The organism is Mucilaginibacter terrae, assembly GCF_031951985.1.
In the GTDB taxonomy this organism is placed as follows: domain Bacteria; phylum Bacteroidota; class Bacteroidia; order Sphingobacteriales; family Sphingobacteriaceae; genus Mucilaginibacter; species Mucilaginibacter terrae_A.
This window is the reverse complement of sequence record NZ_JAVLVU010000001.1, coordinates 3,492,491-3,514,600: the sequence shown is the minus strand read 5'-3', so window position 1 is coordinate 3,514,600 and position 22,110 is coordinate 3,492,491. Positions and strand designations below refer to the sequence as shown.

Below are 22,110 nucleotides of genomic sequence, written 5' to 3'. Positions count from 1 at the left end.
AGCACAATTTTGAAGTGCAAACAACTGCATTTTAAATGGCTACCCATACGCTTACCCCAACCACCTGCTATCATTGTGGCGACGATTGCACAACGCAACAGTACACTTTCGACAACAAGGACTTTTGCTGTGCCGGATGCCGTGGTGTTTACCAGGTGCTATCGCAAAGCGGCCTGTGTAATTATTATACCTATAACGACCACCCCGGCGCCAACCGTGCACGCCTCGATAAACGCTTTGAATACCTTGATGAACCCGGCGTTGTAAGCGACCTGATTGACTATACCGATTCCACCATGACGGTGGTTACGCTATACATCCCCTACATTCATTGCAGTTCGTGCATTTGGCTGTTGGAACAGCTGCACCGCATTAATCCGGCTATCTATTACAGTCGCATAGATTTTTTAAAGCGACAGCTTAACCTCCGTTTTAAAAACGAAGAAATCAGCTTACGCGAGGTAGTGGAACTGTTGTTTGATATTGGCTACGAACCGCTCATCAGCTTACAGGATATTGTTAAAAAGCAAAGTACCGGCAAAAAAGACAACCTGGTAAAAAAGATCGCGGTTGCCGGTTTTTGCTTTGGCAATGTGATGCTGCTGAGCTTTCCTGAGTACTTCGGATTATCCGCTACTGAGGAAAACTTCAGACAGGTATTCGGCTGGTTAAATATCCTGTTTTCATTACCCATGGTGCTGTACAGCGGCACCGGCTACTTTACTTCGGCCTGGCACAACCTGCGCAATAAGGTGCTTAATATCGATTTTCCGCTGGCCTTGGGTATTGCTGTGCTGTTTTTGCGCACCGTTATAGAAATACTCACCCACAGTGGCCCCGGCTTTGCCGATACGCTGTGCGGACTTGTTTTCTTTTTACTTGTGGGTAAGTTTGTTCAGCAAAAAACGTATTACCACATTTCATTTGAGCGCGATTACCGCTCGTTTTTCCCGGTAGCTGTGCAGGTTATTGATGAGGAGGGAAAGGAAAAACCTGTACCCCTGTCTGATTTAAAAGTAGGCCAACGTATCCGCATCCGCCACAACGAGATTATTCCGGCTGATGCCATATTGTTGAAAGGCGAAGCATTGATCGACTTCAGTTTTGTAACCGGCGAATCATTACCCGTGAGCAAAACCTTGGGCGAAGTGGTTTATGCCGGCGGCCGTCAAACCAGCGAGGCACTGGAACTGGAGGTTATCAAACCCGTATCGCAAAGCTACCTTACCCAGCTTTGGAACAACGAGGCCTTTACCCGCAAGCAGGATAACCGCATGAAATCATTTAACGAGCGGGTGAGCAAACATTTTACTATAGTGCTGCTCATTATTGCCATTGGCTCATTCCTGTTTTGGCTGCCTACCGACTGGCACCGTGGCTTATCGGCCTTAACTGCCGTATTGATAGTGGCTTGCCCGTGTGCGCTGGCATTAAGTACGCCTTTCACCCTGTCGGCAGCGTTGAGCGTATTCGATAAAAACCTGTTCTACCTCAAAAACACGACCGTGGTAGAGCAACTGGCCCGCATTAATACCATAGTGCTCGATAAAACCGGCACCATAACCACCGGAGGCAACAAAGCGGTAAATATTCATGCCGAATTAACCACCTTAGAAAAGCAAGCGATATACAGTTTGTGCAACAACTCGAGCCACCCGCTTAGCCGGCAAATATGCCAGGCATTGGGGAGCTATCCGCTTCTATCATTACAAAATTATGTCGAGGTAGCCGGCAAGGGTCTGTCGGCCTTTGTAAACGGGCATCACATTAAAATTGGCAGTGCATCATATCTCTCCCAAAACTACATTCATTTTGGCCCCGGCACCGAGGTGCATATTATGATAGATGAGGTGTACACCGGCGCTTTCCAGTTTAAACAAAGCTTGAGGACGGGGTTGGAAAACATCTTCAGTCTCAAACCACAAATCAAATTCTACCTCCTGTCGGGCGATCAGGACCACGAGCGTGAGGCCATGGCCCGTTTTTTTGACCATGACGGCTACATGCACTTCGGCAAATCGCCCCAGCAAAAGCTGGATTTCATCAAATCACTCCAACTGGCCGACCGTAAGGTAATGATGATTGGCGATGGCCTGAATGACTCAGGCGCACTCAAACAAAGCGATTTAGGCGTAGCCATTACCGATGACGTAAACAACTTTTCGCCCGGCAGTGATGCCATATTGGATGGGCGGTCGCTAAATAAACTACCCGCGTTTTTCAGGTTTGCTAAAGATGCGGTGGGTATTATCCACATCTCGTTCTTCATATCATTAACCTATAATTTAATTGGGCTAAGCTATGCCGTTACAGGTGCTTTATCGCCGTTAATAGCTGCCATACTAATGCCCCTAAGCACAGCAACCATTATATCATTCACCAGCATTGCTACGCATGTGGCCGCCAAAAAACGTAACCTGTTATGAGCATTATTTACTTTTTAATAGGCTGCAGCATTTTGCTGGCCCTTGTTTTTTTAGGAGCCTTTTTTTGGGCGCAAAAGCACGGACAGCACGACGATCTGTATACCCCATCGGTACGCATACTGCTGGATGATGAACCCCAAGAGGAATTAAAAATGATGAAAGTCAGTTTTTGAGCTAACGGCCATCATGCCCCGGCTAAGGCCGTCCATCTAATTTTACAGTATCAAAACAGTTACCATCAATTCATCATTTATGCAACCCGAAAAATTTTACTACGATAACAAAATTGTGCGCAACTTCGGGATAGCCACCATTGTCTGGGGTATTATAGGCATGGTTGTGGGGCTTATTGTTGCCATTCAATTGTACAGCCCGGCGGCCAACCTGGGCAACCAGTACACCACTTTTGGCCGTGTACGCCCGCTGCATACCAACGCCGTAATTTTTGCCTTTGTGGGTAATGCCATTTTTATGGGCGTTTACTACTCTTTACAACGGTTGCTTAAAGCGCGTATGTTCAGCAACATCCTCAGCAACATCCACTTTTGGGGATGGCAGCTTATCATCGTTTCGGCTGTAATTACGTTGCCTTTAGGCTTAACCACCTCGCACGAGTATGCCGAGCTGGAATGGCCTATTGATATTGCCATTGCCCTGATATGGGTAGTGTTCGGTATTAACATGTTCGGCACCATTTTTAAACGGCGCGAACGGCATTTGTACGTAGCCATATGGTTTTACATTGCCACATTTGTTACGGTTGCGGTATTACACATTGTAAACTCTTTCGAGCTCCCTATTTCGGGTTTTAAAAGCTACTATTTGTTTGCCGGTGTGCAAGATGCTTTGGTGCAATGGTGGTATGGGCACAATGCGGTTGCTTTCTTTTTAACCACGCCTTATTTGGGTATGATGTATTACTTTCTACCTAAAATGGCTAACCGCCCGGTTTACTCTTATAAGCTGAGTATTCTGCACTTTTGGGCGCTGATATTCATTTACATATGGGCTGGTCCGCACCATTTATTGTACACCTCGTTACCGGGTTGGGCACAATCATTAGGCGTTGCCTTTAGTATCATGCTGATTGCGCCAAGCTGGGGCGGTATGATCAATGGTTTACTTACCCTGCGCGGTGCGTGGGATAAGGTGCGCGACGACGTTATTCTGAAGTTTATGGTGGTGGGCTTAACCGCCTACGGTATGGCCACGTTTGAAGGCCCTATGCTTTCCCTCAAACAAATAAACGCAATTGGCCACTTTACCGACTGGATTGTTGCCCACGTACACGTAGGCGCTTTAGGCTGGAACGGTTTTTTAACCTTTGCCATACTGTATTGGTTAATACCACGCATTTACAAAACCCAGTTATATTCTAAAAAAATGGCATCGTTCCATTTTTGGGTGGGCACTTTGGGCATACTGTTTTACGCCATACCTATGTACTGGGCAGGCTTTACACAAGGGTTGATGCTTAAAGAGTTTACCCCCGAGGGCATGCTCAAATACCCTAACTTTTTAGAAACCACCCTGCGCATCATCCCCATGCATGTTATGCGCTCCATTGGTGGTACTTTATACCTGGCGGGAGCCATTGCCATGGCTTACAATTTGGCCCGCACCATGATGCAAGGCCATTTGGTAAGCAACGAAGCCGCCGAGGCCATGCCGCTGGAAAAAGTTTATGTAAACCATGAGGGTGATATATGGCACCGGGTTATTGAACGCAAACCTATACGCTTGTTGGTGCTGTCATTAGTTGTGATACTCATAGGCACTTTTATTGAGCTTATGCCTACGCTCACCATATCGAGCAATATACCTACCATAGCCAGTGTAAAACCTTATACGCCGCTGGAGTTGCAGGGCCGCGATTTATACATCCGCGAGGGTTGCGTCAACTGTCACTCGCAAACGGTAAGGCCTTTCCGGAGCGAAACCGAGCGCTATGGCGAGTACAGCAAGGCTGGCGAATTTGTGTACGACCACCCGTTTTTATGGGGTTCGAAACGTACCGGTCCCGATTTGCACCGCGAAGGAGGCAAGTACGGCGATGCCTGGCACTACAACCACCTGATGGACCCAAGGCTGATGTCGCCGGGTAGTATTATGCCCGAGTACAGCTGGTTAATTAATCAATCGCTTGATACGACTACCACCGCGGCAAAAATTAATGCCATGCGCAAACTGGGTGTACCTTATGCCATAGGTTATGAAAACCGCGCAAATGCTGATTTGCAGAAACAGGCCGAAGGCATTGCCAATAATTTGGCTAAAGACCGCATCAAGGTAACTCCCGATAAAGAAATTGTAGCCATTATAGCTTACCTGCAACGCCTGGGCACCGATATAAAAGTTAACAAAACAGCTAATAATTAATACCATGTTTAAGCAGTTTACCCAAAACATAGCAGATAACCAGGTTTATCTGCTGGTATCATTAGGCATCTTCCTGGCCTTTTTTATAGTGGTGTTTATAATGCTTTTACGCAGCCGCAAAGAACATAACGACTACATGAGCGGCATGCCCTTAAACGACAGTTTTGTTAACACCGATACCTCTTTTCACTCATGAAATACGTAAAAAGTTTAATCATTATACTCATACTATCAGTTGCCCGGCCCGCCCTTGCAGCCGATGATACCCTCATACCACCCGATGTACGCGATTACTTAGGCTACGGCGTAATAATGGCTATGCTGATACTTTTTATAGCAGCTATGCTGGTATTAAACAAAACGTTTAAAGCCTTAACCAAGGTGCTGTTAACACCCGAGCAATATGCCGCCATGGAGGCCGAACGCCTGCAAGCCAAGGCTAAAAAGCCAAAAGGTGAGGTTGCGCTCAAGCTATTGTCGTTAAAGCCGATGTCTGAAGAAAAATCGATTTTAATTGAGCACGATTACGATGGTATACAGGAGCTTGACAACCCCACTCCTGCGTGGTTTATGTACCTGTTTTACGCCAGCATTGTTTTTGCCGTAGGCTACATACTCACCTACCATGTTTTGGGCGTAGGCCAGCTGCAAGATCAGGAGTATGTTACCGAAATGAAGATCGCAGCCAAAGAAAAAGAAGTTTTTTTAGCTAATGCAGCTAACCAGGTTGATGAGAAAAGCATCAAACTATCCAAAGACCCGGCTATGCTATCATCAGGCGTAGCCGTGTTTAAGCAAACCTGCGCACCCTGCCATGGCGAACATGCCCAGGGTATGGTAGGACCTAATTTAACCGACGATTACTGGCTGCACGGCGGCAAAATTGGCGATGTATTTAAAACCATTAAGTACGGCGTACCGGCCAAGGGCATGCCCAGCTGGGAAAAGCAGTTAACACCCAAGCAAATTGCCGATGTGGCCAACTACATCAAATCGGTACATGGTACCAACCCGGCTAATGCCAAAGAGCCGCAGGGTACTAAAGAAACTGAAGAAGACGCTAAGCCCGCAGTTCAAACGGCTATGGTGGTGGCACATTAAAAGGATAGTTCCCTTTCCCCTGCTAAACAACTATTAATTTTTGTGTTATGATGTTATCTGAAACGAATGAGCTGGATACCGTGGTTGATGGTAAACGCAAGTGGATGTATCCGCTTGTTCGCAAGGGTAAGTTGTATCAGTACCGCAGTTGGTTAAGCTATATATACCTTATCCTGTTTTTTGTAGTGCCATACCTGCGCATTGGCGGTCAGCCGGTGCTGTTGCTCAACTTTATTGAGCGCAGGTTTGTACTGCTGGGGCAGGTATTTTGGGCGCAGGATATTTTTATGTTTGTGCTGGCCATGCTGGCCTCGGTGGTTTGCATCGTGTTGTTTACCATTGCCTTCGGCCGTATTTTTTGCGGATGGATATGCCCTCAAACCATTTTTATGGAGATGGTTTTCCGGAAGATAGAAATATGGATAGAGGGTAATCCCAAACAACGCCGCCAGCTTGACCAAAGCCCTTGGACGAATGAAAAGATGGTTAAGAAAGGTGCGAAGCATTTTATCTTCATTATACTATCGTTCATTATTGCCAATACCTTTCTGGCTTACATTATAGGGAGCGAAAATCTGCTCAGTATAGTTACCCAACCTGTTAATCAGCATTTAAGCGGTTTCATCAGTATATGGATGTTTACCGCCATATTTTACTTTGTTTACAGCCAGGTGCGCGAAATTGTGTGTACCGTTATTTGTCCGTATGGCAGGTTGCAGGGTGTATTAACCGATAAACATACGCTGGCAGTTGCTTACAACTACATACGTGGCGAGCCCAGGGGCAAGCTAAACCGCCAGAGCGATGCGCCCAAAGGTGATTGCGTAGATTGCGGACTATGTGTAGCCGTATGCCCCACCGGCATTGACATACGCAAAGGCACCCAACTGGAATGTATTAACTGCACCGCCTGCATTGATGCCTGTAACCAGGTGATGGAGAAAATAAATAAGCCGCTTAACCTCATCGGGTTTTATTCCGAAGAAATGATCGAGCAAAAGGTTAAGCCAACATTTACCGGGCGTATGGCGGCTTACAGCAGTGTAATGATGGTATTATTGGGGGCACTTACCTACTTCATCTTTCAGCGCAGCGATGTTGATATTACCGTGATGCGTTCAGCCGGATTATTGTACCAGGAACAACCGGGCGGTTACATCAGCAATATTTACAATGCCGATGTGGTTAATAAAACCACATCAACCCAAACGGTTAAACTGGAAACCAATGACCCGGCAATTAAAATAAAATACATACAGCCGCTGGGCAAGCTGGGTAAAGAGCAATCGGTAAAAGCCACTTTCTTTATCCTCATTCCGGCCAGACGTATTCACAGCACCAAAACCGAGGTTAAACTAAAGGTGGTACAGGGCAGCAAGGTGCTGGGTACCGCCAGCACCACTTTTATCGGACCAATAAATTAAAAACATTATGAAACTCCACTGGGGCAATTATCTGGTATTAGGCATGGGGCTTTTTATGGCCTTTATTATAAGCATGGCCATATACATGTTTTCGCAAACTAAAGACGATTACGACAGGCAGTACTACGAAAAAGGCATCAACTACGATGCCGATTACAACCGCGAAAAACAGGTGATTACTGATAAAGCAGCACCGCAAATAAGCTTCGATGCACAAAGTATGAGGCTAAAGTTTCCGGCACCGATACAAGGCAAAATACGTTTTATACGTGCGGCCGATAAGCGTATGGATAAACTATTCAGTATACAAAGCCAAAAGGCTGCCGATACCGTATTTATTGGCCTGAGTGAATTAGCCAAAGGCCCTTACCGCTTGCGTATGGAATGGCAAAGCAACCAAAAACAATACCTGTACGAGCAGGAAGTAACCCTCAAATGAACCCCGATAAAATAGCTTTTTTTATTGGCCTGTTTGGTAGCATACATTGCATTGGCATGTGTGGTCCGCTGGCATTTGCCATACCCATTATGCCTGGCCGTGAGTGGCTGTTATTTTGGGATAAGCTTATTTATAATTCAGGACGCACGCTAAGTTACTGCCTGCTGGGTTTATTAACCGGCGTTATAGGCAAACAACTTTGGCTAAACGGTTTACAGCAGTGGGTAAGCATTTTTACCGGCATCATTATTATCATGGCGGCATCGGCGCGGCTGCTTAAGCTTTCTATTAAAAACAGCCCGGCAACAGGTGGCTTTGGTTGGTTTAAACGTTTACTTACCTATGCATTAAAACACCAATGGGGCCACCTGTTTATTGGGATGTTCAATGGCTTTTTGCCCTGCGGCTTTGTATACATTGCGCTGGCCGGCGCTGTTAATACCGGCGGCATAAGCAGCGCGGTACAGTATATGTTTTGGTTTGGCATGGGCACCGTACCGCTCATGCTGCTGGCCACTATTGGCAGTGGATTAATAGGCATGCCTTTACGGAGGTGCTTAAACAAATTTATCCCGTATGTGATGCTGGTTTTGGGTGTGTGGTTCTTATTCAGGGGGGCAAATCTCGATATACCCTACCTCAGTCCTCCAAAGATCGAAACTGCAAGTGTATGCAAATAAACTCCTGATCATTCATCTGCAAAAAACATTTACGATGATTACCAAATGGAGGTTAATAAAGGGCAATGTTTTGATTTTAGATGAAGAATAGAATGTGAAATGATACAACATGGTTTCTGTTTGTTAAGATTCGACAAACAGAAATTCAACTTTACGCATTGACAAACAGTGGCTTATATCATATTTAAGTGTGTCGATTGGCTTGATCCAGGTTCAGAGCATATGCTCTGAAATTATATAAAACAAAAAACCCCTCAGAAGTTAATCTGAAGGGTTTATGTAGTGGGAGCTACTGGGTTCGAACCAGTGACCCTCTGCTTGTAAGGCAGATGCTCTGAACCAGCTGAGCTAAGCTCCCTTGTTTTAAAGTGACTTTCTTTTAAGATTCGTCCCTTTGTTTTGGGACTGCAAACATAGGAACTTCATCTATTTATTCAAAATTATTTTTCAAAAAATTTAAAAGTGGCTGATTTTCTTGGAATTAAATTTTACGAAGCTCTTTCGCACACATAAAACATACTGCATTGTTGTAGTGTTATAAATTAAAACACACACACGATCATGATAGATAGCTTCAAAAACACAACTGATGGTAAATATGAGTTTACCATCAATTACTCCGAAAGAGAGTTAACCTGCCATGTGGTACGCGAAGGTGATACACTGCATGTGCGCCTGGATAATAATATCAATGCCGTAATTGAGCTACAACCCGATGGCACAGCCATTCAAACATCGGGCGATGAGTTGCCGGCATCAAGCGTAGAGTTTATAAAAAAGCAAGTGCTTGACCCGAATACAGACTCAGATAAAGGCTCCGGTTTCTAAAAATCTTTTTTTCATTCTGTAAGTTTTGTGAAAAAGCAGGGTTAAAAAGCCTTGCTTTTTTCGTACCTATTTGCCTATGATACAATTATCCAACACCTTACGTATATTATTACTCTTCATTCTTTCGGTTATTATCTTATACTTCTCAAGGTCGGTACTAATTCCGTTAACCTTTGGTGGAGTACTGGCTATGTTGTTGATGCCTGTGAGCCGCTGGCTGGAAAGTAAGGGTTTGCACCGTGGTGTATCGTCATTAGTAAGTTTACTGCTGTTTGCCTTGTTGTTTGTGGGCTTAGTGCTTTTACTGCGCTGGCAAATAGGCGACTTGATTAAAGATTTTTCCAAACTACAGGAACAGCTGATGAAGTTGTTTGATCAGGTGAAAGATTACGTACGCTCGCAGTTTGGTATTACCACACGCCAGCAGCAGCAAATTTTAAAGGAGCAACAGTCCGGTGGAATGGAAAAAGTGGCCGGCATGGCCATGGGGACAGTGTTATCAACATTAAGCATACTGGTTAGCTCGGTATTGGTACTGGTGTATGTATTCCTGTTTTTGTACTTCCGTAGTCATTTTAAAAACTTTGTGTTGAGGCTGGTAGATGTATCTAACCAGGTAACCGCGCAAAAAATCATGCACAAATCCAGCCGAGTGATTCAACAGTATTTATCGGGACTGGGCATGATGATAGTAATGCTGTGGGTTATGTATGGCATAGGGTTTAGCATTGTGGGTGTTCAAAATGCTATCTTTTTTGCCATTTTATGTGGCATACTCGAAATTATTCCCTTTGCAGGTAATATAACCGGAACATCCATTACCGTACTCATTGTGTTTGCCCAGGGTGGCAGTATTGATATGGTTATGGGGGTACTCATTACCTACGGAATAGTTCAGTTTACGCAATCGTACCTTTTGGAGCCTTTAGTGGTGGGCAACCAGGTAAACCTTAATCCGCTGTTTACCATTTTTATAATTGTGGTAGGCGAAGCTATATGGGGCATTGGCGGTATGGTATTGGCTATCCCGCTGCTCGGCATGTTTAAAGTACTGTGCGACCATATTGAGCCTCTAAAACCCTATGGCTATCTCATAGGCAATCAAAGCGTTAAAGAAGATAAGAGTATTTTTAAAAAGCTGTTTGGTAGTAAAGATGATGATGAATCTTAACTAAGTACTTCCTCCAAAATATCATGCGAGCGGATGTTTCCAAAACCATCTACATGCAAGGCATAATATTCGAGCAAACGGGTGAGCAGGTAGCGGCGCTCATCATTACTTAGTTTGATGTTGGGCAAATCTTCAAAGCTACGATTAAGTAACTGGCTGAAATGTCCCGTGTGTGGGGGCGACATGTAAAAGTTACTCTCGGGTTTTAACCGGGAAAATACGCCATTATGTAAGTCGAAATAATGTGCACCGTCCGAGTCGTTATTATGCGGATAGAAACCCAGGAAGCGGGTGAGGCCCAGCAAAAACAGCAGATGAAAATTGGCTATTCCCTCGTTCAAATTGTCCAGCAGTTCAACGCTGCCAAATATATAGCCAAACATTTGCTCATCAGGTGTTTGCTGTTTAATAGCCTTATATAATACTTCGTTTAAAAACAGGGCAATACTGCTTTTTACTACATCATACGGTATGCGATGAAGCAGGGGGGCATTTTTCAATTCCCTGATGCGCTGTATACTGCCGGTGCCTTTATGGTAAACTATCAAATCGAGCAAGTGCAAGGGCTGCAGCATATTGCGCGATATTTTGGCTTTTGGTTTTTTAACTCCATTAATGATGTACGATTGCATGCCGAATTTTTCGGTGAGCAATTGTACAATCACGCTTGCCTCGCCGTAATCGGTTGTTTTTAGCACTATGCCACGGGTTTTGTGCAGCATGTTAAAACAGGGATAAAATCTTAGGAACAAAAATCACAAAGCCGGTTACCACAGCAAATATGGCCAGTATGAGTACAGCCCCGGCGGCTATATCTTTTACCTGTCCGGCTTTAACATTGTACTCTGGCGATACAAGATCGGTTAGCAACTCAATAGCTGTATTCATCATCTCGCCCGATAGTACCAGCGCAATGCAAAGCCCAATCCACAGCCACTCGTTAAGTGATAGACCTAAAGTTACCCCTAACACTATTGTTACCAGCGTAACCCACAAATGCACTTTTATATTGAGTTGAGAAGCTACCGCGCTCCCTATCCCCTTAAACGCATAGCCAAAGCTGCGGAATACTTTTTTTGCGCCGGTGGCATGTGGTTTATTAAGCGGTGGCTGTTGCATACGGAAATGCTAAAATAAGCCTTAATTACATAAACACACCTAAGGCCTGCCATCTAAATTATTAAAGCCGTTTGGATGATGCCTGCAACAAGTTTAAATTGCGCAGCACATTACACTACTTATGAATTTACAACTTGATAATAAAGTTGCCTTGGTATTGGCCTCGAGCAAAGGCTTGGGCAAAGCCATTGCCACAACCCTATCAGCCGAAGGCGCTATCGTGGTGATAGCTTCGCGCAATGCTGAAGAGTTAAATGCCACCGCCAATGAAATACGTAACCAAACCGGTGGACAGGTAGTTGCCATTGCTACTGATGTTTCAAATGCTGATGATACCCGGCAATTAGTTAACCAGTTAGCCGCCGAGTTTGGCCATATTGATATACTCATTAATAACGCCGGCGGACCACCCTTTGCTGCCTTTGAGGAGTTTGATGATGAGCAATGGCAAAAAGCATTCGAATTGAACTTGTTGAGCTTTTCGCGACTGAGCCGCCTGGTGTTGCCGCATATGAAGAAGGCTGGTGGTGGACGTATCATAAATATCATTAGCGGGTCGGTAAAATCAGTACTCGCAGGTTCGGTATTGTCAACAGCTATGCGTATGGGCGTAGTAGGCATGGCCAAAATGATGGCTGACGAGCTTGGCCCTTATAATATCACCGTAAATAACGTAGCTCCCGGCCTTATACTAACCGATCGCATTAAATACACGCTACCCGCTGATACCGACCCCGAGCAAGCCATGAAAGAACGTGCCGCAAATATTCCTCTGCGCCGCATTGGCGAGCCACGCGAACTGGCTGCCTTGGTGGCTTTCCTGGTTTCAGAGCAAGGCTCTTACATATCGGGCACTACCATACCAGTTGACGGCGGTGCAAGCCGCAGTATTTATTAGGCAGATAGTTGCTGATTCTGATAATATTTACGCCAGTCAAAATAGCCCTTTGCGGCCAGTACAGCATATATGGCAAACATGAAAGCAGTTGGTTGGAGCCCTTTGCTTAAATAAATGGTTACGTATATAATATCGACAAACACCCATATGAGCCAGTTTTCAACCACTTTGCGGGCCATGTAAATTTGTGCTGTAAGGCTTACTACAGTGCAAAAACTATCGAGATAAGGAAAAGCAGGTGGATTGTAGTTTAATACTTTTGTTAAGCTCACCAGCGTAAATCCTAAAACAGGGCTTACAAACGCGGCAAGCAGTACCAGCATCACAACTTGCTTGCGGGTAATGCGCACTACAGGTACTTTAGCGGCATTGACCGGCCGCCTGCTCCAATAATACCACCCATAAATATTGATAACAAACAGATAAGCATTCTGAATCATATCGGCATATAAGGCAGTTTGGGCAAATATGTAAATGTATATGCCGGTGCTTACTATGGCAAACGGCCAATTCCATATATTATTAACAGCGGCAAGGTATACACATAGTAATCCTGTTACTACACCTGTTAGCTCAAGCCCACTTTGGTTATATAGCCAGTTAATAAATACTTCGAGCAGGTGCATGTTCAAATATAATAAAGGTAGCCTTAGTGGATTGATGATATGGTAGCAATGCAAAATGTAAATAGCCGATTATGGGTTTGTATTTTTTATGGTACACAATTTATAGCAGAGTGTATGTTTTAAAGGAATTGTATTAAAATTACGACAGATCGTATCACACTTAATATTCAACTTTAAATTCTTTTTAACTGTCGATTATGAATTTAAAGCAACCTTATAAAAAAATGTGTTTTTTGAAATATTTTAATTTTATAGGCAATAAGGTACTTCAAAATGTAATTCTCTTAATTATTTAGAATGATTAAAAATCAAAATTTGCTATAAATACCTAATATTCAGCCCGGGGCTTATATAAGATGCCTTTGCCGAATTATGCATTTCAATGTAGTTATTTTAAAAATAATTTCAAAAGATTTTAACGCGGTTGAATTTGTGGCTCCACTTTTGTAAATACTTTAACGACTCTGCATCTAAGTGAAAAACAAAATACAGTAACATCTACCTATGTTACAACATTTATGAAAGAGAATTCTCAGGCACCCAAGTTGAGATGATTTTGTTCTTTGTTTTGGGTTTAATCAATAGTTTAAATTAATTAGGGGAAAGGGAGCTTCGAAAGTAGCTCTCTTTTTTTATGCATAAATTTTTAACTATCAATGGATTGAAACAAAACACAGGCTAAGGTTATTATCTTACTTTCCACATAACCTTTTATTAAACATGAAAAATCAAACATTACTTTTAAGCGTATTGTGTATAAGCTTGGCCTTTACATCCTGTAAAAGCGGTGGCAACAAAAGCAATTCAGATTCAACCAGTGCCGATTCGTCAGTAAAAACTGTTGAAGAAACCAAGCACATGGACCATGCCGCTATGGACACGGCCATGTACGATTCTGCCCATGCAGATATTACTGCAACAAAGCCTGATACAACCGTAAGCGGTACAGCTCATTTTACCCGTAAAGATGCCGAAGTAGAGCTTCAACTTACCCTTACCATTCCTAAAAAAGCAAACTCAACTGTGGCTGTTCATTTTCATGAACATGGCGATTGCGGCGACATGGGTAAAGGTGCGCATGGTCACTGGAACCCAACCAAAGAAGATCATGGTAAATGGGGAGCAGCGCCATATCACTCAGGTGATATTGGCAATATCAAACTCGATAAAGATGGCAAAGCCACCTTTACTGTAAAAACCGACCGCTGGACTATTGGCGGTCCTGAAAAAACCAATATTCTTAACCGCTCACTCATCGTACACTCAGGTGTTGACGATTACAAAACCCAGCCTACCGGTAACTCGGGCAGCCGTATAGGTTGCGGAGTAATTAATAAAATGTAAGCATTGTATATAAGTAAGCCCCGCAACTGAAAAATTGCGGGGCTTACTTAAAAATATAATGAACTGATTGGTATTAGCGTGTGTAACGGTTAATAATATCCAGTATAACCTTGTTCTTTTGCAACTGCGGCAGGTAATCAAACAAAATATAATGCTTTTCCGGATCAGTTGTTAAGGCCAGTTCAAGGTTAGCCAGCGCCTCGTTATAATCTCCTTTGGCAAACAGGTATGCTACCATGCGGTAATACAATTCGGCAGCCTCGGGGTTGTTTTTGATGGCATTGGCAATTACTTCAATGGCGTCGATCAGGCGCTCCTGCTCATACATAATGCTTGAGTAATCCAACCAGGCATCAACATCCAGCGGATTTAGCTCCACTACCTTTTCATAAGCCAATTCAGCTTCGGGCAGGTGACCAAGTTTGTATTCGGCATCGGCAATGGCAAACCAATAATCGGCGTTAATAATATCCAGATCGAGCGCTTTTCGATAAAAGTGCAGGGCTTCAAAATACCGCTCTTCAAAATCAAGTGTTACGCCAATTCCAAACCAGGCATCGGCCAGCTTACTGTCCATACGCACGGCCTTTTTGTAAAAGGCACGGGCTTCGTCCATTTGCTCCAGCTTTTCGTAGCACTCACCAATAGCACAATAGGTATCGGCATTGGGCTGTTCGTACTCAAAAGTTTGGCGGTATACCTCAATCGCCTCAGCATATTTTTCGAGGTTTACCAGTGCATTACCCTTATTAAAGTAAGCCGATGCAAAGCTATCTTTAATGAGTATAGCATAATCATAGGCATCAATGGCTTTTTCAAACAAGCCTAACTTGGTGTATGCATTACCCAGGTTATACCAGGCTGCATAGCTGTAAGGCTCATTATCAATATATTGCTGGTAAAACTGGATACTTTCCTGCTGGTTATCAATTACATCATAACAAAATGCCAGCTCGTACAAGGCATCCTGGTTCTCCATATTTTGCTTGAGGCACTCTTTTAGGTAATGAATAGCCATTTCATAATCGCCCATGTTTTGATGAACGTAGGCCATATGCAGCAATATATCGTCGGTTTCTTCGGCCATGCCCAATGCCTTCTCGTAATTTTCGAGTGCTTCGGTATAGCGGTCCATGCTTTCGTAAAGGTTACCCCTGATGATATATATATCCGCATCCGATGCTTCAAGCAGGGCGGCTTTATCCAAAGCGGTAAATGCTTCGGCTACCTTGTTGGTTACTACCAGTAACTGGGCTTGTTTTATTAAAAATACGGCGGCAAACGGGTGCTGGCTTTTGGCATACTCCACCACCTGGAGTGCCTTTGCCGGGTCGTTTCTCTCGATGTAGTAATCAATGATGTTTTCAAATGCCTGGGCATCAAAAAAGTACTGGTCATGATTACGAATCATCTCTTCATAGCGCTCTACCGAAAACTTAGGGTCTTCGCTAAAGCCAAATTCATATTCATCTTCCATCTGCTCGGGTTTACATCTTGTTATGCAGTGAGCACCACAAATCGGTGTTGGGCAACATAACTGAGTTTAAGGTACAATTATAAGCGGTTGGTTAGTAATTAAGTTTTCAACAAACAGCTTATGTGGAAATCTTTGCCTGCTAATTCAATCATCATTAAACTGATTATCAGGGCTTAAATTCATGCTATTAAAAAGTGTTCGGTAACCGCCTTGCGGACTATGGACTACTGGTATGAATTGAAATATTATCGTACTAATATAAACGTTTTTTGTGCCAAAATTGTTGTTGTGCCGGTTGCCTGCTTGTAAGTATGGCAATTATTACACAAAATAATCGTTAACTAAACATCCAAATTTTAACTTGGCAGCTTTTTATTACTTACTGAATGAACATTTGTAAAAACCCGATATTAGCATTTGCCTTTTGTGGCAGCATGCTCCTCAGCGTAAACACTTACGCGCAAACTATGCCGGTTGCGGCCCCTGCTCCACCCAAAAACTGGCACGTAATGGATTTAGCCGCCGATGGTCAATTTGGCATTAGCTTAAACAAGGCCTACCAGGTACTGAAAGGCAAAAAAAGCAAAACCGTAGTAGTTGCCACTATTGACAGTGGCATTGACACCGCCCAGGCCGACCTTAAACCCATACTTTGGGTAAATACCCAAGAAAAAGCAGGTAACGGCAAAGACGACGACGGCAACGGATATATTGACGATGTACATGGCTGGAACTTTTTAGGCGGCCCCGGCGGCAAATGCGACTTTACCGAAACTACCGAAGAGGTGCGTGAATTTAACCGTTTGAAAGGCAAATACCTGCAGTTAACCGAAGCCACCGCTCCCGATAAAAAGGAATTTGCCTACTGGCAAACTGTTAAAGTTACTTACGATTCAACCATTGCACAATCATCACGTCAAAGCCTACAATATGGCCAAATGATGAACGTATTGATGGGTACCAGTGGCTACATTAAACGCGAATTAAAATTGCCCGCGAACGGCACTTTTAAAATGGCCGATTTAGATAAAATAAAAGGCACTAATGATACCCTTGTACAAAGCAAAGGTGTTTGGAGTTACATATTTGCCGAAGAACCCAACTCGAGCAATGCAGATGTACTGAAAGACCTGGGCGAAGCTCTCACCAAGTTTAATAACGACATAAACCCCGATTTGGAAGCTCGTGCCCGCATTGTACAAGACGACCCCAATGTTTGGGATAGCAAACCCTATGGCAGCAATTTAATTAAGTTTGATGATGCATCGCACGGTACCGGAGTAGCAGGCCTGATAGGAGCAGTGCGGGGAAATAAATATGGTATTGACGGCGTGGCTGACAATGTGCGCATTATGGCTATCAAAGCCGTTCCAAACGGTGATGAGTACGATAAAGATATTGCCAAAGCCATACGCTATGCAGTTGATAACGGTGCTAAAATTATTAATATGAGTTTTGGCAAAAAGCTGTCGCCGCACAAAAAATGGGTTGACGATGCTTTTAAATACGCAGCCGAAAAAGATGTGCTTTTAGTACAAGCGGCAGGTAACGATCACCAGGATGTTGATGCCAAGCCAACATATCCAAATGATACTTTTGAAGACGGTTCAGGAACTGATGCTGCCAACCTGATATGTGTAGGTGCATCATCAAACAAAAAAGACGAAACCCTGCCGGGCGATTTTAGCAACTATGGCAAAAATAACGTCGATGTGTTTGCCCCCGGTGTAAAAGTAACTTCGGTTGATAAGGATGCTGAATTTAATACGGCCGATGGTACCAGCTTTGCATCGCCCATTACGGCCGGTGTTGCAGCCCTGTTGTTAGAGTATTATCCTAACCTTAGTGCTCGCCAGTTAAAGCAGATCATTATGCAATCGGCAAAACCGTTAACCGGAGTTATGGTTAAAAAACCGGGCACCGATGAGCGTGTTGATTTTGCTACTTTAAGTAAAACAGGCGGTATAGTAAACGCTTACGAGGCTTTACAAATTGCAGCTAAAACTAAAGGAGAACGTAAAAAATAACAGTCTCTCCCAAAATCGTGCAAGGAGGGAAAGCTTAAAAAAACTTTTTTTTGTTTTTAAAACTTCCCCTCCTTGAGTAGATTTTAGAAAGGGCCTTTACAAACGCGCCATTGCAAGCATGCAATAGCGCGTTTGTATTTACTGCTTTAACAATTTAATATCAGGCGGCATTAAAGGCATAATCAAAATAACAATTTTGTAAAAATTGTGACACCAATTTATCTTTTGTAACGGCAGGTTGTTTTTAACGTGCCATTAGCTATATTTGCGACGGAAAATTTTCATTCTTAATAATATAATGAGAGAAATACAATTCAGAGAAGCACTTCGTGAAGCGATGAACGAAGAAATGCGTAAGGACGAAAACATATACCTGATGGGTGAAGAAGTTGCCGAATATAACGGTGCTTACAAAGTTAGCCAGGGCATGTTAGATGAGTTTGGTGCTAAACGTGTTATCGACACTCCTATCTCTGAGCTGGGTTTTGCCGGTATAGCCATTGGTTCGGCCATGAATGGCTTACGCCCTATAGTTGAGTTCATGACGTTCAACTTCTCACTGGTTGCTATTGACCAGATCATCAATGGCGCTGCCAAAATGATGAGTATGAGCGGTGGTCAGTTCTCTGTTCCTGCTGTATTTCGCGGTCCTACCGGTAACGCAGGTATGTTGAGCTCGCAGCACAGTCAGTGTTTTGAAAACTGGTATGCTAACTGCCCGGGCTTAAAAGTGGTTGTTCCATCAAACCCTTATGACGCTAAAGGCTTATTAAAATCAGCTATAATTGACCCTGATCCGGTTATATTCATGGAATCGGAGTTAATGTATGGCGATAAAGGCGAAGTACCTGAAGAAGAATATTACATTGAAATAGGTAAAGCCGATGTAACCAAACAAGGTACCGATGTTACTTTAGTAGGTTTTGGCAAGATCATGAAAGTGGTTAACGCTGCCGCTGCCGAGCTTGAAAAGGAAGGCATCAGCGCAGAGGTTATCGACTTACGTACGGTACGCCCTATTGATTATCCGGCTATTATCGAATCGGTTAAGAAAACCAACCGTTTAGTATTGGTTGAAGAGAGCTGGCCATTAGGTTCAATTGCTACCGAAATTGCATTTAAAGTGCAAAAAGATGCATTTGATTACCTTGATGCTCCTATCCTGCGCATTATGGGTGGCGATGTGCCTCTTCCTTATGCACCAACTTTAATTCAGGAATACCTGCCAAATGCAGAGCGCGTAATTAAAGCTGTTAAAGAAGTAATGTACGTTAACAAGTAATATTTACTTAAACATATTAAAAACGCCTGCTCAATCGAGCAGGCGTTTTTGTTTTAAATACTTTTATGCTGAAGGATTTTTGCTCTCAATTCAAGAAAGAATTAATTTACTGCAGCGTCTTCACCTGCTCCAAAGCAGTAATCAACGAATCGATTTTTATGGGCTTGGTGAGGTAGTTATTCATCCCGGCATTATAACATTCCTCACGGTCTTCAACCATAGCATTGGCGGTCATGGCTATAATATGGGGCTGATGTGCATGATGTTTTCGAATATAGCGAGTAGCTTCTAACCCATCCATTTCGGGCATTTGTATATCCATTAAAATTAAATCAAAATTGGGTTCGCCCATCATACTAACGGCTTCCTTGCCATTATTGGCCAGCTGAGGCTTATAGCCAAGTCGTTTCAATACCTTTAAAATAACCATCTGGTTTATCTGGTTATCTTCGGCTACCAAAATATTAAGTGGGTAAAGTAAGGCAAACTCCTCCCTTAATACCGCGTCGGGTTTAAGAGCTCCATGTAATTGTTCCTGTTTAAAAGCGGCTAATAACTCGCGCACAAGGTGACTTTGTTTGATTGGCCGTGTTAGCGTACCCGTAAATGGTAGTTGGTTGCTTTTATAAACATCATTTCCTGCTTTAACCAACAATATAATTGGAACCTGACCAAAGCGAGCACCGATCAATGCCGAAAGTTTAATCTGGTCGGCCTGCGGAAGGTTACAATCTACAATGCACAAATCGAGTTTATCTCTATTCGCCAGTAATTGCTCCGCTTCGGTAGCCCCTAACGCAGCTATAGTTTTAAACTTCCATTCTTTTAACCGTAATTCAATTGATTTAAGCAATTGAATATTATGGTTAATAAGCAATACCGATTTACCGGCAATAACGCTCATATCAAGAGCATCATCGGTTTGCCGGCCATTTTTGCACTGTATTGAAAATTGAAACGTTGACCCTACGCCGGGTTTACTGGTCACGCCAATATCGCCCCCCATCAAGTTTACCAATCGCTTACTAATGAGTAAGCCCAACCCCGAACCACCATATTTACGCGCCGTTGATGATTCGGCCTGGGAGAACTCGCCAAATAATTGAGGTAGTTTCTCGGGCGATATACCAATGCCGGTGTCGGTTACAGCAAACCCTATCTCAACACTGCCGTTGTTTTGATGTAAAAGACCAATATTTAGTGCAATTTCGCCTTGCTGGGTAAACTTGGCTGCATTGCCAATTAAGTTTATGAGCACCTGGCGCAAGCGATTACTATCGCCAATAACCTGTTTGGGAATATTGCTGTCAATATTATAGAATAATTCAACCGGCCCCTTCGCCAATTTGGTGGCAAATAAATCAAGCACTTCCTCTACGCAGTTACGCAAATTGAATTCATGAAAGTCCATTTCCATCTTTCCCGATTCAATTTTGGAAAAGTCGAGAATATCATTGATCACGCTCAACAATGCCTCGCCACTTTGAATGATGGATTGGGTAAACTCCCGTTGTTCGGTAGTAAGTTCTGTTTCTTTGAGAAGGGCAGCCATGCCCAATACGCCGTTCATTGGGGTGCGTATTTCGTGGCTCATAGTGGCTAAAAAAACACTTTTGGCCTGATTGGCTTTTTTTTGGCGCAAGGCATCCGACTGCTTGCGATATAACACGATCAGAAAACAAACAACAATGGTGAACGAGCACAGCATTGCTGTTATAACCAGTACATCAATATTGTCTTTTACGTCGCTCATTTAATATGGCAGCCAAAAAGAATAAGTACATAATAATCACCAGGCACGCATGTATTTCCCATATTATTTTCCTTACTTCTTTTGCAACGTGATGACTTAATACATTTGAAAAAATAAATTGAAAAAGCGAACTACAAAAATAAATAAGAAAACCTGAAGCAACTATCCTGCCTGAAACCGTGATCAGTTCAGGTTTTTTAAAATCACTTTGTACGGCGAGGTACAATATGCTGGCTACTATAACAATAAGCGCCCCCAGTGGCCTTGTATAAGTATTAAACTCGTATAAACTTTGAAAAAATGAAAAGTTAATAATACAAAGCAGTGGGAACGCCCATAATATAATGTTTATAATTTTATCAGCCTTTGCATTATCAAAAGCGGCTTTAAAATATAGCATCAGCAAAACCACTTCGCAAATAGTATACAGGTGTAAACCCGGCAAGTTATTAACGCCATAATTAGCTAATACAGTGCCTATAACATTTAATGTAAATGCCATGGCCAGGTACAAAAGCAATGTGCGAAGTGGCTTATTGAGTTGTTTATAGTAAAGTAATCCGGCTCCTAAAGGTAAAAGTGTGCTTCCAGGCACAATATAATCCATAAAAAAAAGCACAAATTCTTTCATAAAAAACAATCAAAGTTTAGTCGCCAAAAAGTACGCTTTTAGGGTCACAAAAGTCGGGACATGGCCTGGTATAATCATAAATGCCGGTATCGTCATCGTCTCCGGTACCAACTTCATTTCTAAGCAAAGGTAAAACATCTTCTCCGCATCGCGAATATGAACATTCTCTAACCATCACCATACAAAATGTTACTATATTCTTCTCTGTTTCTACCTTGGGATCGTATTTAAGAGTAAAGTAAGCACGTGCACCTGTAAATTCACTGTTTTCTTCCAGTGATTTATACATCGCTACAATGTCTGATTTTGAGATGTAAACCGCTTTTGGTATCGCATGCATTACAGCGGCTGCAGAAGGATTACTTATAAATTTGCGCCAGTTTTCTGTGCGTTTAACAGCATCATCAAGAGAAATACAATTAGTAGTAGGTGCGGTTAAATCAAATGGTTTTTTTTCAATTTTCATGATAATAATAGATTGATAGAATTTTTATGCGGTTGAATA

The 22,110-nt window shown here is 43.1% G+C and carries 21 protein-coding genes and 1 tRNA gene; 14 read left to right on the top strand and 8 right to left on the bottom strand.

Going from position 1 to position 22,110, the window contains the following annotated elements:
- The first annotated feature begins 35 nt into the window (after positions 1–35).
- The 8 genes from QE417_RS14850 (at position 36) to QE417_RS14815 (ending at position 8,449) form a co-directional block, all read left to right on the top strand.
- On the top strand, positions 36–2,426 hold the full coding sequence (locus tag QE417_RS14850; protein WP_311951252.1) for a heavy metal translocating P-type ATPase: 2,391 nt from the start codon (positions 36–38) through the stop codon (positions 2,424–2,426).
- Positions 2,423–2,599 (top strand): cbb3-type cytochrome oxidase assembly protein CcoS, encoded by a 177-nt coding sequence (ccoS, locus tag QE417_RS14845; RefSeq protein ID WP_311951251.1) that lies wholly within the window; start codon positions 2,423–2,425, stop codon positions 2,597–2,599. The genes QE417_RS14850 and ccoS overlap by 4 nt, the downstream gene beginning before the upstream one ends.
- Before the next feature lie 79 nt (positions 2,600–2,678).
- Positions 2,679–4,805 carry a cytochrome-c oxidase, cbb3-type subunit I gene (gene ccoN / locus QE417_RS14840; RefSeq protein ID WP_311951250.1) on the top strand — a complete coding sequence of 709 codons (2,127 nt, stop codon included), beginning with the start codon at positions 2,679–2,681 and terminating at the stop codon, positions 4,803–4,805.
- A 4-nt stretch (positions 4,806–4,809) separates the two neighbouring features.
- Positions 4,810–5,001, top strand: a complete 192-nt coding sequence (locus QE417_RS14835; protein ID WP_311951249.1) for a hypothetical protein — start codon at positions 4,810–4,812, stop codon at positions 4,999–5,001.
- Positions 4,998–5,906 (top strand): cbb3-type cytochrome c oxidase N-terminal domain-containing protein, encoded by a 909-nt coding sequence (locus QE417_RS14830; RefSeq protein ID WP_311951248.1) that lies wholly within the window; start codon positions 4,998–5,000, stop codon positions 5,904–5,906. The genes QE417_RS14835 and QE417_RS14830 overlap by 4 nt, the downstream gene beginning before the upstream one ends.
- A 47-nt stretch (positions 5,907–5,953) precedes the next feature.
- Complete coding sequence (gene ccoG, locus QE417_RS14825) at positions 5,954–7,330, top strand: cytochrome c oxidase accessory protein CcoG (RefSeq protein WP_311951247.1); 1,377 nt, start codon at positions 5,954–5,956, stop codon at positions 7,328–7,330.
- 7 nt (positions 7,331–7,337) lie between these two features.
- Positions 7,338–7,769: a FixH family protein gene (locus QE417_RS14820; RefSeq protein WP_311951246.1), complete on the top strand. Its 432-nt coding sequence runs from the start codon at positions 7,338–7,340 to the stop codon at positions 7,767–7,769.
- Positions 7,766–8,449, top strand: a complete 684-nt coding sequence (locus QE417_RS14815; protein ID WP_311951245.1) for a sulfite exporter TauE/SafE family protein — start codon at positions 7,766–7,768, stop codon at positions 8,447–8,449. The genes QE417_RS14820 and QE417_RS14815 overlap by 4 nt, the downstream gene beginning before the upstream one ends.
- Positions 8,450–8,732: 283 nt before the next feature.
- Here QE417_RS14815 and QE417_RS14810 read toward each other — a convergent pair.
- Positions 8,733–8,807 (bottom strand) — tRNA-Val (locus QE417_RS14810).
- Positions 8,808–9,010: 203 nt separating this feature from the next.
- Here QE417_RS14810 and QE417_RS14805 point away from each other — a divergent pair.
- Together QE417_RS14805 and QE417_RS14800 are read left to right on the top strand one after the other, a co-directional pair.
- Complete coding sequence (locus QE417_RS14805; protein WP_311951244.1) at positions 9,011–9,277, top strand: hypothetical protein; 267 nt, start codon at positions 9,011–9,013, stop codon at positions 9,275–9,277.
- Between the two features lie 76 nt (positions 9,278–9,353).
- Complete coding sequence (locus tag QE417_RS14800; RefSeq protein WP_311951243.1) at positions 9,354–10,448, top strand: AI-2E family transporter; 1,095 nt, start codon at positions 9,354–9,356, stop codon at positions 10,446–10,448.
- On the opposite strand, the gene recO is transcribed toward QE417_RS14800, so the two are convergent.
- Positions 10,445–11,170 carry a DNA repair protein RecO gene (gene recO / locus QE417_RS14795; RefSeq protein ID WP_311951242.1) on the bottom strand — a complete coding sequence of 242 codons (726 nt, stop codon included), beginning with the start codon at positions 11,168–11,170 and terminating at the stop codon, positions 10,445–10,447. The genes QE417_RS14800 and recO overlap by 4 nt on opposite strands.
- Before the next feature lies 1 nt (position 11,171).
- Entirely contained in the window at positions 11,172–11,567 is a 396-nt protein-coding gene (locus QE417_RS14790; RefSeq protein ID WP_311951241.1) for a diacylglycerol kinase family protein, read from the bottom strand.
- 121 nt (positions 11,568–11,688) lie between these two features.
- Here QE417_RS14790 and QE417_RS14785 point away from each other — a divergent pair, with 121 nt between their 5' ends.
- Complete coding sequence (locus QE417_RS14785) at positions 11,689–12,465, top strand: SDR family NAD(P)-dependent oxidoreductase (RefSeq protein ID WP_311951240.1); 777 nt, start codon at positions 11,689–11,691, stop codon at positions 12,463–12,465.
- Here QE417_RS14785 and pnuC read toward each other — a convergent pair.
- Positions 12,462–13,091, bottom strand: coding sequence for a nicotinamide riboside transporter PnuC (gene pnuC, locus QE417_RS14780; RefSeq protein ID WP_311951239.1), 630 nt, complete (start codon positions 13,089–13,091; stop codon positions 12,462–12,464). The genes QE417_RS14785 and pnuC overlap by 4 nt on opposite strands.
- 720 nt (positions 13,092–13,811) lie before the next feature.
- Between pnuC and QE417_RS14775 the strand changes: the two genes are divergently transcribed.
- On the top strand, positions 13,812–14,435 hold the full coding sequence (locus QE417_RS14775) for a superoxide dismutase family protein (RefSeq protein WP_311951238.1): 624 nt from the start codon (positions 13,812–13,814) through the stop codon (positions 14,433–14,435).
- Between the two features lie 73 nt (positions 14,436–14,508).
- Here QE417_RS14775 and QE417_RS14770 read toward each other — a convergent pair whose 3' ends face one another.
- On the bottom strand, positions 14,509–15,912 hold the full coding sequence (locus QE417_RS14770; RefSeq protein ID WP_311951237.1) for a tetratricopeptide repeat protein: 1,404 nt from the start codon (positions 15,910–15,912) through the stop codon (positions 14,509–14,511).
- A gap of 386 nt (positions 15,913–16,298) precedes the next feature.
- Here QE417_RS14770 and QE417_RS14765 point away from each other — a divergent pair, with 386 nt between their 5' ends.
- Complete coding sequence (locus tag QE417_RS14765; RefSeq protein ID WP_311951236.1) at positions 16,299–17,939, top strand: S8 family serine peptidase; 1,641 nt, start codon at positions 16,299–16,301, stop codon at positions 17,937–17,939.
- A 298-nt stretch (positions 17,940–18,237) separates the two neighbouring features.
- The gene (locus QE417_RS14760; RefSeq protein WP_311951235.1) at positions 18,238–19,221 is read left to right on the top strand and encodes a pyruvate dehydrogenase complex E1 component subunit beta; all 984 of its coding nucleotides are present in this window, start codon (positions 18,238–18,240) and stop codon (positions 19,219–19,221) included.
- Between the two features lie 106 nt (positions 19,222–19,327).
- Here the strand turns inward: QE417_RS14760 and QE417_RS14755 are convergent, their stop codons facing one another.
- The 3 genes from QE417_RS14755 to QE417_RS14745 are packed head-to-tail and all read right to left on the bottom strand — an operon-like array spanning position 19,328 to position 22,071.
- Positions 19,328–20,974: a response regulator gene (locus QE417_RS14755; protein ID WP_311951234.1), complete on the bottom strand. Its 1,647-nt coding sequence runs from the start codon at positions 20,972–20,974 to the stop codon at positions 19,328–19,330.
- A complete protein-coding gene (locus tag QE417_RS14750) occupies positions 20,949–21,605 on the bottom strand; it encodes a hypothetical protein (protein ID WP_311951233.1) in 657 nt (218 codons plus the stop codon). The genes QE417_RS14755 and QE417_RS14750 overlap by 26 nt, the downstream gene beginning before the upstream one ends.
- A 16-nt stretch (positions 21,606–21,621) precedes the next feature.
- On the bottom strand, positions 21,622–22,071 hold the full coding sequence (locus tag QE417_RS14745; protein WP_311951232.1) for a hypothetical protein: 450 nt from the start codon (positions 22,069–22,071) through the stop codon (positions 21,622–21,624).
- Between the last annotated feature and the right edge of the window lie 39 nt (positions 22,072–22,110).